The organism is Streptomyces sp. NBC_00400 (genome assembly GCF_036048035.1).
Classification (GTDB): domain Bacteria; phylum Actinomycetota; class Actinomycetes; order Streptomycetales; family Streptomycetaceae; genus Streptomyces.
This window is the reverse complement of sequence record NZ_CP107940.1, coordinates 272,128-287,982: the sequence shown is the minus strand read 5'-3', so window position 1 is coordinate 287,982 and position 15,855 is coordinate 272,128. Positions and strand designations below refer to the sequence as shown.

The 15,855-nt window shown below is 73.9% G+C and carries 12 protein-coding genes; 4 read left to right on the top strand and 8 right to left on the bottom strand.

Annotation, left to right across the window (positions count from 1 at the left end; genetic code table 11):
• Positions 1–55: 55 nt before the first annotated feature.
• Positions 56–535 carry an EF-hand domain-containing protein gene (locus tag OHS81_RS01265; protein ID WP_328381606.1) on the bottom strand — a complete coding sequence of 160 codons (480 nt, stop codon included), beginning with the start codon at positions 533–535 and terminating at the stop codon, positions 56–58.
• Positions 536–882: 347 nt separating this feature from the next.
• Here OHS81_RS01265 and OHS81_RS01260 point away from each other — a divergent pair, with 347 nt between their 5' ends.
• Positions 883–1,305, top strand: a complete 423-nt coding sequence (locus tag OHS81_RS01260; protein WP_328381604.1) for a hypothetical protein — start codon at positions 883–885, stop codon at positions 1,303–1,305.
• Between the two features lie 111 nt (positions 1,306–1,416).
• Positions 1,417–2,148 carry a L,D-transpeptidase family protein gene (locus OHS81_RS01255; protein ID WP_328381602.1) on the top strand — a complete coding sequence of 244 codons (732 nt, stop codon included), beginning with the start codon at positions 1,417–1,419 and terminating at the stop codon, positions 2,146–2,148.
• A gap of 159 nt (positions 2,149–2,307) precedes the next feature.
• On the opposite strand, the gene OHS81_RS01250 is transcribed toward OHS81_RS01255, so the two are convergent.
• Both OHS81_RS01250 and OHS81_RS01245 read right to left on the bottom strand, forming a co-directional pair.
• Positions 2,308–2,703 (bottom strand): thiol-disulfide oxidoreductase DCC family protein, encoded by a 396-nt coding sequence (locus tag OHS81_RS01250; protein WP_328381600.1) that lies wholly within the window; start codon positions 2,701–2,703, stop codon positions 2,308–2,310.
• A 144-nt stretch (positions 2,704–2,847) separates the two neighbouring features.
• The gene (locus OHS81_RS01245; protein ID WP_328381598.1) at positions 2,848–3,351 is read right to left on the bottom strand and encodes a hypothetical protein; all 504 of its coding nucleotides are present in this window, start codon (positions 3,349–3,351) and stop codon (positions 2,848–2,850) included.
• Between the two features lie 217 nt (positions 3,352–3,568).
• Here OHS81_RS01245 and OHS81_RS01240 point away from each other — a divergent pair, with 217 nt between their 5' ends.
• On the top strand, positions 3,569–4,387 hold the full coding sequence (locus OHS81_RS01240) for an SDR family oxidoreductase (protein ID WP_328381596.1): 819 nt from the start codon (positions 3,569–3,571) through the stop codon (positions 4,385–4,387).
• A gap of 47 nt (positions 4,388–4,434) precedes the next feature.
• On the top strand, positions 4,435–4,938 hold the full coding sequence (locus tag OHS81_RS01235) for a metallophosphoesterase family protein (protein WP_328381595.1): 504 nt from the start codon (positions 4,435–4,437) through the stop codon (positions 4,936–4,938).
• An 80-nt stretch (positions 4,939–5,018) separates the two neighbouring features.
• Here the strand turns inward: OHS81_RS01235 and OHS81_RS01230 are convergent, their stop codons facing one another.
• From OHS81_RS01230 to OHS81_RS01210, 5 genes are all read right to left on the bottom strand, one after another.
• Positions 5,019–5,525, bottom strand: coding sequence for a mycothiol transferase (locus OHS81_RS01230; RefSeq protein WP_328381594.1), 507 nt, complete (start codon positions 5,523–5,525; stop codon positions 5,019–5,021).
• A gap of 289 nt (positions 5,526–5,814) precedes the next feature.
• On the bottom strand, positions 5,815–8,670 hold the full coding sequence (locus OHS81_RS01225; RefSeq protein WP_328381592.1) for a condensation domain-containing protein: 2,856 nt from the start codon (positions 8,668–8,670) through the stop codon (positions 5,815–5,817).
• Positions 8,660–10,576, bottom strand: a complete 1,917-nt coding sequence (locus OHS81_RS01220) for a non-ribosomal peptide synthetase (protein WP_328381590.1) — start codon at positions 10,574–10,576, stop codon at positions 8,660–8,662. The genes OHS81_RS01225 and OHS81_RS01220 overlap by 11 nt, the downstream gene beginning before the upstream one ends.
• A 1-nt stretch (position 10,577) precedes the next feature.
• Positions 10,578–12,515, bottom strand: a complete 1,938-nt coding sequence (locus tag OHS81_RS01215; protein WP_328381588.1) for a non-ribosomal peptide synthetase — start codon at positions 12,513–12,515, stop codon at positions 10,578–10,580.
• Entirely contained in the window at positions 12,512–15,733 is a 3,222-nt protein-coding gene (locus OHS81_RS01210; protein WP_328381586.1) for a non-ribosomal peptide synthetase, read from the bottom strand. The genes OHS81_RS01215 and OHS81_RS01210 overlap by 4 nt, the downstream gene beginning before the upstream one ends.
• Positions 15,734–15,855: the final 122 nt, after the last annotated feature.

The window sequence follows — 15,855 nt, the reverse complement described above, 5'->3', positions numbered from 1 at the left end:
AGCGGCGGCCGGCCGCGCCCGGCGACGGCGGCGGGCGCGGCCGGCCGCCGCTCGCTCACGGCGTCTGCCACGCGGCGACCATCAGCCGCCCGTCGCCGTCTTCGTCCAGCGCCGTGAAAGCCGCCTCCGCCTGGGCGGCCGAGTATCCGGCCGCCCGGTGCACGGCCGTGAAGTCCGCCAGGCTGACCACACCGTCCCCGTCGGCATCGGCCAGGGCGACGGTCGCGGCGACCGACGGCCCCACGACCTTGCCGAGCATCCCCGACGTGCCGGCCCGGGCGAACGCCGCGACGAACTGCTCCCGGTCCAGGCGCCCCGTACCGTCCACGTCCGCCAGGGCGGCGAGCTCGTCGAAGGTGTTGCGCATCCCCGCACGGAGGGCTTGCGCCTTGGCGGAATCCGCGGGTTCGCCCACCGCTTCCGTCAGCACGCGCGCCCGCTCGGTGAAGTCCTGTGCGGTCAGGTAGCCGTCGCCATCGGTGTCGTACGTGGAGAAGCGGTGCTCGTACTCGGCACGCAGGGCATCGGAGATCATGCGTCATCCCTTTCGGAGGTGGGTTCCGGCGGATCCCGGAGAGGCGGCCGGCCGCGCGCGGGGGTGCCGCGCCCACCCGCCACCATGAGCACATTAAGTGCCCGCGTGATGGCAGAGGGTTATGACGGAGGGCGTGTTCGGACTCCCGGCCTTGGGAGGGCGGGGCGGGGACGACGTGGGTGTGGCGTACGGGGGCGGGTCGTGAGGGCGGAAAGGTGTGCGGTTTCGCGGGGGAGACCGCATAGGATCACGAGCCAAAGTGAACATCTGTCGCAGTCACCCGCACAGGCGGATATTTCTCCACCGTTCAGGACCGGGGTGACGGCGCAGGGGGGAAGGAAACCTCGATGAACGCAGCCCGTCTCCGGCGTCGCCTCGCCGGTACCGCAGCCGTCACCGTCCTGGTCGGCGCGGGCGTACTGACCGCGGCGCCCTCCGCGGTGGCCAAGGCCAACCTCCTGGCCATCGACAAGGTCGCCCTGAAGGCGCCCGGTGTGCAGGTGAAGGTCACCTACTCCTGTGACCCCGGCATGAACCACCAGCTGGTCGCCAATGCGGCCAGCCAGACCGGCCACGACGGGTCGGTCGCCGCAGGCACCCTCAAGACGGACAAGCTCACCTGCGACTACAGCAGCCATACGGCGCAGATCACCATGCGCCCGGCCGTCGGTTCCACCTTCGACAAGGGCGACAAGGTGAAGGTCGCGATCTTCTACTTCGACAACGACGGCTTCAGCTACGCCCGCCAGGAGACCGTAGTGGTGCTGTAGGCGGTGCGGTCAGCGCGGCCGTCGCCCCGGCCGGGGCATGGCACGACCTATCAGATATTTCGGGTCGGTCACGCCTGCAACCGACGGGTCGGGCAAACGGTCCTACGGGGCATGAAAAGACAACTGAACCTGCGGATACGGAGGTCCGGCGCCGGACGCCGCGCGGGCGCGACGCTCGCCCTCACGGCGCTGGCCCTCCCGCTGACGGTGGCCTTCGGCTCCACGGCCCAGGCCGCCACCGCGTCGTCCTGCACCGCGAGCCGCGGCCCCTATCAGAAGCAGGCCGAGAAGTTCCTCGGGCTGACCGTGGACGGCCGGCAGTCGGCGGCCGACTGCCGGGCGATCCGTGCCTTCCAGACCAGCCACGGCATCACCCCGAACATCGGCTACGCCGGTCCCGTCACCTGGGGCGTGATGAGCCTCGTGGCGCAGCAGCAGGCGGCCGGGGGCAACCCGAACACGGCGCACAAGTGCCCCACGGACAAGGGCCGCATCGCCTGCGTCGACCTCACCCGCCAGCTCAGCTGGATCCAGGACGGATCGAAGCTGGTGTTCGGGCCGGTCCCGGTCCGCACCGGACGCGACGGGTACGAGACCCGCACCGGCGCCAAGAAGATCTACTGGCGCAACCTGCACCACGTATCGACGATCTACCACGTGGCCATGCCGTACAGCCAGTTCTTCGACGGCGGGCAGGCGTTCCACTCCATCAGCGGCAGCGTCTGGTCGGCCCCCGGCTCGCACGGCTGCGTCAATATGCGCAGCAACGACGCCAAGAAGTACTGGTCCCTGCTCAAGAACGGTGACGACGTCTACGTCTACGGCCGTAAGTCCGGCACCTGAGCCCTGAGCGAGCGGACCGGGCGGGCCGGGCCCGGCTGCGGAGAGGAGAGAGCGCCCGATGGCGGAACGCCACCGGGCGCCGCGTCGTCCGGCCCCCGCGTCGTCCGTACGCCGTGCCGTCCGTGCGTCGGACCGGCACCGTTCAGCCGGACCGTACGCTCACTGCCTCCCCCGGCCACCGCGGGAGGGCGGCAGCGCACAGGCCGCCGTACCGCCCGGCATCCGCTGACGGTTCCTCGCGATGATCCGGTACACGCCCTGGGCGGCCCACCGCACGGGCGGGAGCGTGAGCAGCGCTCCCACGACCGGCCATCCGCCGCCCGCGCTCATCAGCAGCTTGGCGACGGCCTGGGCGCCACCGTGCACGGAACCGGCCGGGGTCACCCACAACACTTCGTGTTCGGCGCGCTGCTGGGCGATGCCGAGCCGTGCGAGGTCGGTGAACTGCCAGGGGGTGGCCTCACAGCGCGGCCGCAGACGCCGCTTGGCGAACCGGACCGAGGACGTACAGAAGGCGCAGTCGCCGTCATAGACAAGTACGGGTTGCCGCCGCATCTTCCCGTCCCCTTCGCACCGGTGCCCTGGCGATCACCATGATAGGTGCACCGCTCCGCGAGGATCCGCGGAGCGGTGCACCCGCGCCCCGGGCCGTATGCGGACCGTGCCGGGTGGCCGGGGCCGGGTGCGCGGGTGGTCGGGTCAGGCGGCCGGCAGGTGGTACAGGGCCATCGGCGTGACGTAGCCGGGCCAGCGGCCGTCGGCGAAGAGATGGACACCGGCGTCCAGGTAGCACTGGTCGACGAGTTGGGAGCAGATCATGTGCCGGGTGCTGGCGACATAGCGGCGCAGCCCCGGAACGGGCAGATGGAAGCGGTGCGTGGCGATCGCCAGGTAGTCCAGGAAGCTGTAGGGCACCCCGACGTAGCGGGTGGCGGCGGCGCAGATGCCGGTGCGCTGCCGCTCGGTGAGCCGTTCCGGGCAGACGTAGACCACGTCCGCGTCGGCGTAGGCGGTGAGGGACAGGATGCGGGCGCCGCCCGGCTCGGCCTCCAGCAGCCGGTTGCCGGGCAGGACCAGGAAGGCGTGTTCGTAGTCGGTGAAGCCGTCTCCGTTGATCCACTGTCCGAAGCGGATCAACTGGCCGGTGACGCCGGGTATCCGGGTGAGTCCGATGTCGCCCGGCAGGGGATGGGTGTGCTTCATGAGCAGCTCCCAGAGCCAAAGGGGGGTTCCCGTGGGTAATACCCGCTGTCATGGCGTGCGCACCCTCCGCGGTGGGGGCGTGGCGGCAGGCGACGGTGGAGGGCAAGGGGCAGATGGCGGAGGGGGAGGGACCGCGGGCGCTCGGCGGGGTACGGGTGTGCGGACCGGGTTCGGCCGCTGCGGGCCGAAGAGAGCGGACGGGAGGAGTGCGAAGGCGATGACCAGTTCAGCGTCCGGGGAGCCGGTGACGGGGCGTCAGGACGGTGGTGGGGCGAGTGGCGGCGGGGCTGCGCTGTCGGGCAGCGTGGCGCTGGTGACCGGGGCCTCCAGCGGTATCGGTGCGGCCGCCGCCCTGGCGCTGGCCCGGGAGGGCGCTTCCCTCGCCCTGGTCGCCCGCCGTCGCGAGCGGCTGGAGCACCTCACGCAGACCATCGGCGAGCGGGGAGGGGCATCCCTCGCCCTGACGGCCGATCTCGGTGACGCGACGCAGGCACGGCGGGTGGTCGAGGAGACCGTCGACCACTTCGGGCGGCTGGACGTCCTGGTGAACAACGCGGGTTTTGGTGCGCGCGGCGCGGTGGAGGACAGCGACCCGGAGGACTGGGACCGGATGGTCGGCCTGAACTTCACGGCGGTTCTGCGGATGTCGCACGCGGCGCTCCCGTATCTGCTGCACGCGGCACACGACGGGCCCCGGGGCGTCGCCGACCTGGTAACCGTCAGCTCGGTCGCGGGCCGGGTGCCCCGCAAGGACAACAGCGTCTACTCGGCCACCAAGCATGCGGTGTGCTCCTTCAGCGAGGCGCTGCGCCAGGAAGTGACCGGACGGCAGGTCCGGGTCGGACTCGTCGAACCGGGCATGACCTCGACGGAGATGACACGTGGCGGCAGCCAGGCCGCATCGGCCCACGGGATGCCGCAGGAACGCTGGCTGCACGCCGAGGACATCGCCCGCGTCATCACGTTCATGGTCACCCAGCCGCCGCATATGGCGGTCAACGAGATCGCCGTGCGGCCGACCGCCCAGGAACATTGACCACCGCGCGCGCCCCCGCGTCCGTGGCACAGCCGAGGAGAGGCCCCGTGCGACTTCTGCTCATCGCCGACACCCATCTGCCCAAGCGCGCCAAGGTGCTGCCGTCACAGCTGCTCGACGAAGTGCCCCGCGCCGATGTCGTCGTGCATGCCGGCGACTGGGTCGACACCGCCACGCTGGACTTGCTGCAGGCCCGCGCCCGGCGGCTGATCGGGGTGTACGGCAACAACGACGGTCCGGAGCTGCGGGCCCGGCTGCCCGAGGTGGCGTACGCGGAACTGGCGGGCATCCGGTTCGCCGTGGTGCACGAGACGGGCCCCGCGCAGGGGCGGGAGCGCCGTTGCGCCGCACGGTTCCCCGGGCTGGATGTGCTGGTGTTCGGCCACAGCCACATTCCCTGGGACTCCACGGCGGACGACCGGCTGCGCCTGCTGAACCCGGGGTCGCCGACCGACCGCCGCCGGCAGCCGTTCTGCACCTACATGACGGCGGAGCTGGGGCAGGGCCGGCTCGCCGGGGTGGAGCTGCACCGTCTGCCCCGCGCCCGATGAGCCCGCGGTGACCGCCGCAGGGCCCGCGCACTCCTCACCTGCCGGCCCGCGCGCTCCTCACCGGTCGGCCCGCGGACTCCTCACAGGCCGAGCAGGCCGCGGACGTAGGCGGCCTGGCCGGCGTGCTGCAGATCGTCCGCGATCACGCTGACCAGGCGGACTCCCAGGGTGACGGGCGGTGTCCAGCCGCGGTCGACGACGCGCTTCATGTCCTTGTCGTCGATCCCGGCGAGGTACTGCACGGTGTTGTCGTGGACGGCGCCGTGATAGTCCGTCAGGAGCTGTGCGCTCAGGTCCCCTACGGCCGCCACGTCCTTGCCGGAGTGGCCGTAGCCGGTGTCGTCGGCCGCGAAGGGGAGCCCGAAGCGGTCGTACCAGCCGTCCGCGGTCCAGACCTGCTCGGTGCCGGCCACCCCGGCGAGGTGATCGTCCTGGATCCTGGTGAGGTGCCAGACCAGCCAGGCGATCGAATTGGCGTCGTCGGGGCGGGTGCTGAGCTCGTCGGGGTCGAGCCCGGAGACCACGTCTTCGACGACCTCACGGATGCGTCCGAAGGCGTCGACAAGCAGATCCGTGCTGGCGTTCATTCAGGGCTCCTTTGCGGCGGCGGCGGAGGTCCTCGCGCGGAAGGTCCGCGGATACCGGTACCGGTTGACCGAGGTGTTGCGCTCCGGTGGCGGCCGGTCACCCGGAGGGCGTCGGCCCCGGCAGCCCGCCCATGGTCGCAAGCCGGCCCCGGGAATCGGTGCGGGGCAGGCCGAGAGGCGGGATTTTCCCGGATCGGGGAACTCGATCGCGCGCCGGAAGGGGCGGCAACGGGGAGACGCCCGGTGGCCCCCCACGGGCCACCGGGCGTCTCGTGCCGACCTGCCGGGCTCAGCGCCCGGCAGGTCCGGTCATTGCGGCCAGCACGGAGCGCCAGTCCTCGCCCGGCCGTGCGCGCAGGGACGGGGCCAGCCGGTCGGCGTGGTAGTGCCAGCGGTGGTCGAGGTCCGGGTGGACCTCGTCCGTCTCCTGGATCTCGCTGTCGCTGCCGAGCAGTTCGGTCAGCCCGGTGGCGAGGTCCCGCCAGGCGAGGTGGCCGCTGAGAGCATTGGCGACGCCGTGGACGGGCGAGTCCAGACAGGAGACCACGGCCCGGGCCAGGGCAGCGGCATGGACCCAGGCCGCGCCGTACCACGCATGACCGTGCGTCCCCGGCCGCGGAAGGACGATCGGCCGGCCCTCCTGCGCCGCCTGGTAGAGCACCCCGGTCGCACCCCAGCGCAACTGGTCCCGCAGCCGTTGGTGCGCTCCCCAGACGAGCGGGGAACGGACGGCGCTCGCGCCTCCCCGGCCCTGGGCGCCGGCCGCCTGCAGCAGCAGCCCTTCGCAGTCGGTCTTCGCCTGCCCGTACCCGCTCAGCGGCTGCCGCGAGGCGGACTCCTCCGCCACCCACTCGCCGGCCGGGTGCCCGTAGGCGTCCACACTGCTGACGAAGACGAACGGGCCGCGCGACCAGGTGCCGACCATCGCGGCCATCGCCGTCACATCGACCTCGGGACGGGTGAAGGTGCAGGCCGCGTGGATCACCGCATCGGCGCTGTCGACGGCCTTGCGCAGGCCGTCCAGGTCGGTGAGGTCGCCCTCGATGACGTCCACACCGTCCCCGGCCACGAGGTGGGCCGATTCGGGGCGGGCCAGCGCCAGGACCGGACGTCCCCGGGCGGCCAGTTCGCGCAGCACGAAAGCACCGACCCCGCCGGTGCCGCCGGTGACCAGCACCGTGCCCTCGCGGGTGCGCCGCGGGCGGGAGGAGACGGCCGGCTGTGCGGCGGCCCGCTCCGCCTCACGTGCGGCCAGCAGCGCGGTGACCGCGCGCGGAGTGCGGGCCTGCATGATGTCCAGGCCGGTCAGCGGCAGTTTCAGCGCCTGGCGCAGCCGCTCGGCGAGCTGGACGGCGACCAGCGAGTGGCCGCCGAGGAGGAAGAAGTCGTCGTCCGGTCCGGGAGGGTTCCCCAGGAGGTCGGTGAACCCTTCGGTCACGGCATCCGCGTGCGCCCCCTGTGGTGCGGGGGCCGTCGGGAACCCCGGGAGCCGGGCCGGATCCGGCGTGCCGTCGGCCGTGCGCGGCAGGGTGTCCAGCAGGGTCACCGCGGCGGGCACCAGATCAGGGGCCAGCGCCGTGCGCAGACGGGAGCGGAGCTCGGCGGGGGTGGGGCCGCCGATGCCGCGCAGCACGGCATAGGCCAGCAGCGGGCCGCCGGCCGGTTCGACCACGGCGGCCTCGGCCACCTCGGGGTGCGAGCGCAGCAGCACCTCGGCCGGGTGTGCGCCGATTTCGGCCCCGGGCGCCGGCAGCCCGCCGGGCAGGTGGGACAGCAGGAGCCCCGGGTCGTCGGCCACCGCGGTGAGCAGGGCGGCGTAGTGCGTACCGAGAGCGGCCGCCGCCTCCTCGTCCAGCGCGGTCCGGCTGTACTGGACGATTCCGGCGGGGGCGTCGGTGTCCACCATGCCGAAGGAGAGGTCGAACTTGGCTTCCCCGGCGCCGACTTCGACGTAGGTGTCCGCCAGGCCGGGCAGCCGCAGCGTCGTGGGTGCGCCCAGGACGTCCGCGGTCACCCGGATCAGCGCCGTCCCGTCCGCGTTGCGGGCGGCGGCGCCGAGGCGGTCGAGGATCAGGTCGAACGGGACCTCGCGGTGCTGCTGGGCGTCCAGCAGCGCCTCCCGTACCCGCTCCAGAAGAACGGTGAAGGACGGGTCGCCGGCGGTGTTCACGCGGACCGGGAGGGTGTTGACGCACAGTCCGACCAGGCCGCGCATCTCCGGGCCCTGCCGGTGGGTGCCGGCCACCCCGATCACGAGGTCGTCCTGGCCGGTGAAGCGGTGCAGCGCGGCGAAGGACGCGGCGAGCGCCACGGTGAACAGGGTGGCCCGGTGCCGGCCGCCGAGTGCGCGCAGGGCGGCCGGCACCCGTGGGGCGAGCGGGGCGCTGTGGACACCGGCCGGGCGGGCGCCGGCGTCGGCGGGCGGGTGCGCGGGGCGGGGCAGACGCAGCGGGCGGACGCCGTCGAGGCGGCCGGCCCAGTGGTCCAGGCCCGCTTCCAGACGGTCGGCGGCCGCCTGCTCGTGGCGCGCGAAGTCTGCGTACTGCGCCGGTGCCGGCTGCGCCTGTGCCGCGGTGCCCCCGGCGGCGGCCGCGTAGGTCCGGGCCAGTTCCCCGGCCACGGTCTCCAACGAGGCCCCGTCGATAGCGATGTGATGGAACGTCAGCAATACGGTGTGGTCCTGCTCCCCGTGCCGCAGGACCAGGGCGCGCGGAAGGGGACCGGCGGCGAGGTCGAAGGGGCGGCGCGCCTCCTCGGCCAGCAGTGCGCCCGAGCCGTCCGCGTCCGCCTCCACGACGCGCAGTGCGATCGCTTCCGGAGCCGGCAGCACCTCCTGATACGGCTCACCGTCCCGCTGCCCGTAGCGGGTACGCAGAATCTCGTGACGGCGTACCAGCGAGGTCAGCGCGGCGGCCAGCGCGTCCAGGTCGAGCGGACCGCGCAGCCGGGTGGCGAAGGGCACGCTGTACGAGGCGTCACCGTGCCCCAGCCGGTCCATCAGCCACATACGGCGCTGGGCGTGGGAGAGCGGCGCGGGTCCTTGGCGGACGCTTGCGGGAGCGGCGGCGGGACGGGCGGCACGGGAGCGCGCCCGGCGCAGCAGCTCTTCCTGGAGCGCCGCGGCGGCGGGGGTGTCAGTGGCCATCGGTGTCCTCCGGGGTGCCGGGGTGCAGATCGCTGTGCGCGGCGAGGAGCGCGCGCTCGACCAGCGCGGCGTGCCCCGCCACCGTGGGGGCGGCGAAGAAGTCGGCGAGCGTCAGCTCCACGCCGAGCTCCTCGCGCAGGTCGTCGGTGACCGCGAGCGCGAGCAGCGAATGACCGCCCAGCGCGAGGAAGTCGGCATCCGGACGCGTGACCTCACGGCCCAGCGACCGGCCCCAGATCTCGGCGACGGCCTGCTCCAGCGGACCCAGCGGTCCGGCCGCCGCGTCGGGCCGGTCCGCGGTGACGAGGTCCGTCAGCGCGCGGCGGTCGACCTTCCCCGAGGCGGTGAGCGGCAGCGCGTCGACCACCTGCACCTCGTCGGGGACCAGATGGGCGGGCAGGACGGCGGCGAGCCGGTCCCGCAGGGTGACGGGGCGCGGCACCGGGCCGGGCGAGGCCACGACGAAGGCGGCCAGGCGGGCGTCGTCGGGGGAGGGGCGGTGCACGGTCACGGCCGCGTCCGCCACCTCGGGCTGCTCCCGCAGGGCGTGTTCGATCTCCGCCGGTTCGATCCGGAAGCCACGGATCTTCACCTGGTCGTCCGTCCGCCCGTGGAAATCGAGGGTGCCGTCCGGACGCCGGGAGACGAGGTCGCCGGAGCGGTAGAGGCGCCCCAGTTCGGGGTGGTCGCCAAAGCGCTCGGCGGTCAGCTCCGGCTGCCCGGTGTAGCCGTGCGCCAGCCGGCTGCCGCCGATCCACAGTTCGCCCAGCTCCCCGTACGGGACCGGCCGGCCGTCGTCGTCCAGCAGGTGCACGGTCGCCCCGGCGATCGGCCGGCCGATGGGCACCTGGCCGTCGCAGTCGGCGAGGGTGACGCGGTGGGCCGTGGTGAAGGTCGTCGCCTCCGTCGGTCCGTAGCCGTTGACCAGTTCCAGCCAGGGGAAGGCCTGGAGCACTTCGCGGGCGTGATGCGCGGACAGCGCTTCACCGCCCACGATCACCGTGCGCAGCTGCGCGAAGATCCGCGAGCGGCGGCCGGCCAGCTGGTGGAAGAGCGCGGTGGTGAAGAAGGCGACGGTCACGCCGTGGCGTTCCACCTGCCGGGCCAGGTCCTCGAACGAGGGCCGTTCGGTGGTGCACACCACCACGGCGGCCCCGTTGGCCAGGGCTCCCCACACCTCGAACGTCGAGGCGTCGAAGGTCATCGGCGAGTGGAAGAGCACCCGGTCGCGGGACGTGAGGGTGACGTACGCCGGGTCACGGACCAGCTCGGCGATCGCCCGGTGCGGCACGGCCACGCCCTTGGGCCGGCCCGTCGAGCCCGAGGTGAACATGATGAACGCAGCGGCGTCCGGCGCGAGTTCGGCCCCGGGCAGGTCCCCGCCGTCCACCAGCGGCTCACCGGGCAGCGCGAGCGTGGCACCGGAAAGGTCCGCCGATTCGAGGAGTTTGCCGTCGCCGACGGTCAGTGTGGCGCCCGCGTCGGCTGCCAGTGCCTCCGAACGGGAGCGCGGATGCGCCGGATCGAGCGGTACGCACACGGCGCCCGCCCACCACAGCGCGAGCTGGGCGACGACCGTGCGGGCGGAGCGCGGCATCAGCAGCGCCACGGCGTCACCCTGGCGCACGCCGTGCTCGCGCAGATGGGCGGCGAGCGCCCGGGCCGAGGAGACGAGCTGGGCGTAGGTGAGCGTGGTGTCGCCGTCCGCCACGGCCAGGGCCTGCGGGGTCCGTGCGGCATGCCGGGCCACCAGGGCCGTCAGTCCGGCCGCGGGTGCGGGCCGCCCGGCCTCCGGGACGGGCGCGGGGTGGTCACCGGCCGGGATGCGCTCGTCCTGCGGGGCGCCTTCGGTGGGCACGGGCTCTTCCTTCCGGGTGTCGGGGGAGTACGGGGTGCGGGTGGTCATCTCAGGCTCCTGCCGGTTGCCGGGCGGCGAGGCGGGTGTCGACGAGCAGCGCGACGGCGCGCAGGTCCGGCTGGCGCAGCAGCTCGGGGGCGCGCAGCCGGACACCGCTCTCCTTCTCGATGACGGTCAGCAGCCGGGCGGCGAGCAGCGAGGTGCCGCCGGCGCCGGTGAAGCTCTCGGTCAGCGAGATCTCGGACCGGGCGAGCAGATCGCGTACGGCGCTCAGCACAAGCTGCTCGCCGGGAGTGGTGCCGGTGGGCCGCCCGCCGTCCGCGGGGGCATCGCCGGGACGGGGTGCCTCGGCGGCTGCCTGCCGGGCCAGTCCGGCGCGGTCCACCTTGCCGTTGGCGTCCAGCGGGAAGGAGTCCACGATCCGTACGTCCGAGGGCACCGCCTGCTCCGGGAGCCAGGCGCGTACGGCCGGCAGCAGCGCGTCGGCGGTGAGCACCGCGCCGGCCGCCGGCCGTACGTACGCCACCAGCCGGGTGTGGCCGCCGGCGGTACGCGGCGCGGTGACGACGGCGCCGAGGACCGCCGGGTCCTTCTCGAACGCGGCCTCCACCTCGGCCGGTTCGATCCGTACCCCGCTGATCTTGACCTGGTCGTCGAGGCGGCCGAGAAACTCCAGCGCACCGTCGTCCGGCATCCGCACCCGGTCCCCGGTGCGGTACAGGCGCTCCACACCCGGCAGATCGACCCCCTCGGGCACGGCCAGGAAGCGGCGCGCGGTCAGGTCGGGATCGAGGTAGCCGAGGGCCAGGCCGCTTCCGCCGATGAGGAGTTCACCCTCGGTGCCCCGTGCGACGGGCCTGCCGTCCGCGTCGGCGACGACCACGGTCACGCCCGGGAGGGGGTGGCCGATCGGCGGCGCGGCATCGGTGCCCGCAGCGCCGTCCGTGCCGTGCATGGCGTACACGGTGGAGACCACGGTGGCCTCGGCCGGACCGTAGGCGTTGTGGACGGTGGTGGTCACGTCCTTGCCGGGCCGGCGCCGCATCCGGTCACCGCCCACAAATAGGTGACGCAGCGTCAGGTCTTGTGGCCAGGGCCGCTCCAGCAGCGGCTCCACCATCGGCGTGGCCGCGGCCACCACCGTCACCGCGGACTCCCGCCACCAGTCGGCCAGCACGACCGGGTCCCAGCGGACCTCGTCCGGCGCGGGCACCAGAGCCGCCCCGGACGTCAGCCCGGCCCACAGCTCCATCAGATGCGGGTCGAACGCGACACCGATCAGCAGGGACTGCCGGTCGCCGGGGGCCAGCCCGCTCGTCGCGCGGTACCAGTCCAGCAGGCCGCCGAGCGCGGGCTCGCCGACGGCCACTGCCTTGGGACGGCCGGTGGAGCCGGAGGTCAGCACGGCGTAGAACGCCCCGGTAGGCGCGGAACGGGCCGTGGTGCCGGGGGCGGCGAAGGCCGCCACCACCGTGGCGGTGGCGTTGGCGCCCTCGCCCGGCAGCGCCAGCGGCAGGTGCTCGGCGCTCCGGTGCCGGGGCGGCAGCACCTCGGGATCGCCGATCAGACAGACGACGTTCAGGTCCTCGGTGACGGCCTCGGTACGGCGCTCACCCGGGCGCGGACCCAGCGGCAGATAGACGGCGCCGATCCTGGCGAGCGCGACGGCGGTCACCACGAGGGCGGCCGAACGGTCGAGGCAGACGCCGACCAGGTCTCCCGGGCGTACCCGGTCCCGCAGTGCCCGTGCGGCCTCGTCGGCGGCGGCGTCGATGTCCCGGTACGTCCAGCGGTGGGCACCGTCGATCACTGCGGGGGCCTCGGGGGAGCTGCGGGTCCACTCCTCGAAGCGGGAGAGCACCCCGTTGGTCCCCTCCGTGGCGGGGGCCGCGCCGTGGGCGATGCTGAGCGAGCCCTGCGGCGCGGTCAGCCGGGTGCCGGGGGCGGTCGTCGGGGCCGGCGTCCGGGCGGTCATCGGCTGGGTCATCGGGACTCCGTCACGGTGGTCGAAGCGGCGGGAGCGGGCACGGCGGCGGAGGGCACGGCGGGGGCGCCGACGGCCGCGAGCGCGGTGGCCTGGTCGGCCAGCACCGGGTTCTGGAACAGCAGCCGCAGCGGTGGGCGCTGCCCCAGCCGCGGTTCGAGCCAGGCCGCCAGCTGCGCGGCGAGCAGCGAGTGGCCGCCGGCCCGGAAGAAGTCCGAGGAGGCGTCGAAACGGCCGTGGCCCAGTGCCTCCCGCCAGCCCTCGGCGAGCAGTTCCGTCATCGGGTCGGACGGCAGCGTCGGGTCGGACGGCAGCTGCGCCGGTGCGCCGGGGCTCTCCTCGGCGGGGGCGGCCGGCTCCAGTGCGGCGGCCCGGCGGGTCAGCGCGGTGCGGTCCGGCTTGCCGCCGGCCAGCCGCGGCATGGCGTCGAGCCGTGCCCAGCGCCCCGGTACCAGGGCGCTCGGCAGACGGCGGCTCAGCTCGGTGTGCAACGCCTGCTCGTCCCACGGCGCACCGTCGTCCGTGCCCTCCAGGAAACCGACCAGCCGGGGCCCGCCCGGGGCCGCACGGTCCAGGACGACGGCGCAGGACCGGCCGCCGAGCGCGGCCGAGGCGGCGGCCTCGACCTCCTCCAGTTCGATGCGGTAGCCGCGCAGTTTGATCTGGTGGTCGCGTCGTCCCAGGAAGTACAGCAGCCCGTCGCGGCCGCGGTAGCCGAGGTCACCGGTGAGGTAGACGCGCTCGCCGCCCAGGGCCTCGACGCCGGTGAACCGGGCGGCAGTGGTCTCCGGGTTGCCGACGTAGCCCTCGGCCAAGCCGGCCCCGGCGATGGCCAGTTCGCCGACCGCGCCGTCCGGCAGCGGCCGGTGGTGGGCGTCCAGGACATGGATCCGTTCGCCGGGCAGCTCGGTGCCGAGCGGGATCTCCGCACCGTCGGTGAGGCCGTCCAGGGTGAGCTCGTGGACGGTGGAGCTGATGGCGGCTTCCGTGACGCCGTAGACGTTGAGCACGGTGCTGTCGGTGTCGGCCAGGTACGCACGCATCACGTCCGCCGGGAGGCGTTCACCACCGAGCACCAGCAGCCGCGGTGCCCAGTGCCCGTCGCGCAGCACGGGGCGCATCTCCGCGCGGGTGGCGAGGAAGTAACTGGTCGGCAGGTTGGCCACGGTGACCCGGGCGGAGACCAGCAGCGCGGCCAGCTCGGTGCCGGTCAGCACCTCGCGCTCGGGGGCGACCAGACACGCCCCGGCGTACAGCGACGGCAGCACCTCTTCGAGGGCCACGTCGAACGTCGGCTGCGCGAACAGCAGCACCCGGTCACCCGGGCCCAGGCCGAACCGGTCGGCGGCGCCCGTCAGATGGTTCTCCAGTGCCGCACGGCCGACGGCGACGGGCTTGGGGATGCCCGTCGAACCGGAGGTGTGGATGATGTACGCGGCACCGGGGACGGGATCGGCCGGCCGCGCCGGCGGCAGGACCGGGGCGTCGACGGTGGCCGTCGGCAGCCCGGCGGGCAGGGTGACGGGGGCGTCCGCGGAGGTCAGCACCAGCGCCGGACCCAGCCGGCCCAGCAGCAGCTCCAGGCGGGCCGGCGGGTCGGACGGCGAGAGCGGGCAGTAGACCGCACGGGTCCGCAGACACGCCAGCAACGTCACGACCGAATCGGCACCGCGGGGCAGCACGGCGGCCACCGGCTGCCCGGCACTCACCCCCGCCGCCCGCATCCGCTGCGCCAGCGAGCCGACCCGCTCCTCGAGGTCGCCGTAGGTGATCCGGCGGGCGCCGGCGAGCAGCGCGGGCAGGGACGGGTCGTGTGCGGTGGCCGGGTCGAGCGGATCGTGTGCCGGGGCCGGCGGCGCGGCGGCCGGGAGGGCCTGCGGCGGGGCCGGCGGCGCCAGGTCCGCCAGTGCGGCGCCGGGAGTGTCGAGGTAGGCCCGCAGCAGGTCCAGGAACCGCCCGGCGAGCAGCTTCGCCACGTCCTCGCCGAACATATCGGCGTCGTAGTCCCAGACCAGGGTCATCCCGGCCGCGCCGTGCCGGAGGCTGACCCCGCGCCGGTCGTCCGGCAGCAGCACCACGTCCAGGTCGAAGCGTGTGGTGCCGGTGTTGAAGCCCTCGAACAGGGTGATGTCCAGACCGGGGACGTCGATCTCGGGCAGCTCGGCGTCGTGGGCGCTGAACATGACGCTGAACAGCGGGTTGTCGGCGCCCGAGGTGTGCAGACCGAGCGTGCGGGTCAGCTCCTGGATCGGCACCTCCTGGTGCGGCAGTGCACGGATGAGGGTGTCGGTCACCTCGTCCATGGACTCCTCGGCCGGAGCGGCCGGGTCCAGCCGGAGCGCGAGCGGGATGGTGTTGACGAACATGCCCACCGCGTCCTCGAAACCGCGCGGGCGGTTGCCGACCGCGGTGCCGATCACCATCTGCGAGCGGCCGCTGTGCCGGCGCAGCAGTTCGGCGAAGAGCCCCAGGAGGGTGGCGAACGGCGTCAGACCGCGCTCCCGGGCATGGGCGCGCAGCGCCTGAGCCAGATCCGCGCCGATCGACTGCCGCAGCTGGCCGCCGTGGTGCCGGCGCCGGGAGCCGGGCCGGGTCAGACCCGGCAGCGGCATGTCGTAGGACATCTCGCGCAGTTCACCGGCCCAGAACTCCAGACCGTCCCGCCGCTCCCCGCTCTCCTCGTCCCGGGTACTCGTCCGGACGTGGTCGGCGTACGAGGGCGCGGCCGGCAGCTCCACCGGCTCGCCCAGAACGTGGCCCCGGTAGACGCTGAACACGTCGCGCAGCAGGATCGCGAACGAGTGGCCGTCGTGGATCAGATGGTGCTCGACATGGATGAGCCGGTGACGTTCCGCCGCGAGCCGGACCAGCGTCCAGCGCAGCAGCGGTGCCTCGAAGGTGTCGAGCGGGGTCTCCGCCTCGGTGCGCAGCAGCTCCTGGAACGCGGCCTCCGGGTCCGCCTCCCCGCTCAGGTCCACCGTGTGCAGCCGCGGCACACAGGCCTCGGCTACCCGCTGCCCCGGCATCGCCCCGTCGACGGCGACGAGTTCCAGCCGCAGCCCGGGGTGCCGGTCGAGGGTGGCGGCGAGGCCGCGGCGCAGTGCCTCGGTGTCGAGGGTGCCCCACAGGTCGAGTGCGGCGGTGAAGTTGTAGGCGCGGCTGCCCGGTTGCACCTGTTCGTGCAGCCAGACGATCTCCTGCGAGGAGGAGAGCGGAAGCATGGGCGGTCCCTGAGGTTGTCGGGGCGGGTTTCTCCGGCCGGGGCGTGGTCGGGCCCGGCCTGGGGGGGGCGCAGTCCGGCCGCGGATCGCGCGGCCGGTCTGGCGGTGTTCGGTGAGCAAAG

Coding starts and splice junctions, on each gene's coding strand:
- OHS81_RS01245 (WP_328381598.1), bottom strand. CDS start 3,351: ATGAAGCACACCCATCCCCTGCCGGGCGACATCGGACTCACCCGGATA.
- OHS81_RS01265 (WP_328381606.1), bottom strand. CDS start 535: ATGATCTCCGATGCCCTGCGTGCCGAGTACGAGCACCGCTTCTCCACG.
- OHS81_RS01240 (WP_328381596.1), top strand. CDS start 3,569: ATGACCAGTTCAGCGTCCGGGGAGCCGGTGACGGGGCGTCAGGACGGT.
- OHS81_RS01215 (WP_328381588.1), bottom strand. CDS start 12,515: ATGACCCAGCCGATGACCGCCCGGACGCCGGCCCCGACGACCGCCCCC.
- OHS81_RS01225 (WP_328381592.1), bottom strand. CDS start 8,670: ATGGCCACTGACACCCCCGCCGCCGCGGCGCTCCAGGAAGAGCTGCTG.
- OHS81_RS01250 (WP_328381600.1), bottom strand. CDS start 2,703: ATGCGGCGGCAACCCGTACTTGTCTATGACGGCGACTGCGCCTTCTGT.
- OHS81_RS01230 (WP_328381594.1), bottom strand. CDS start 5,525: ATGAACGCCAGCACGGATCTGCTTGTCGACGCCTTCGGACGCATCCGT.
- OHS81_RS01260 (WP_328381604.1), top strand. CDS start 883: ATGAACGCAGCCCGTCTCCGGCGTCGCCTCGCCGGTACCGCAGCCGTC.
- OHS81_RS01255 (WP_328381602.1), top strand. CDS start 1,417: ATGAAAAGACAACTGAACCTGCGGATACGGAGGTCCGGCGCCGGACGC.
- OHS81_RS01210 (WP_328381586.1), bottom strand. CDS start 15,733: ATGCTTCCGCTCTCCTCCTCGCAGGAGATCGTCTGGCTGCACGAACAG.
- OHS81_RS01220 (WP_328381590.1), bottom strand. CDS start 10,576: ATGACCACCCGCACCCCGTACTCCCCCGACACCCGGAAGGAAGAGCCC.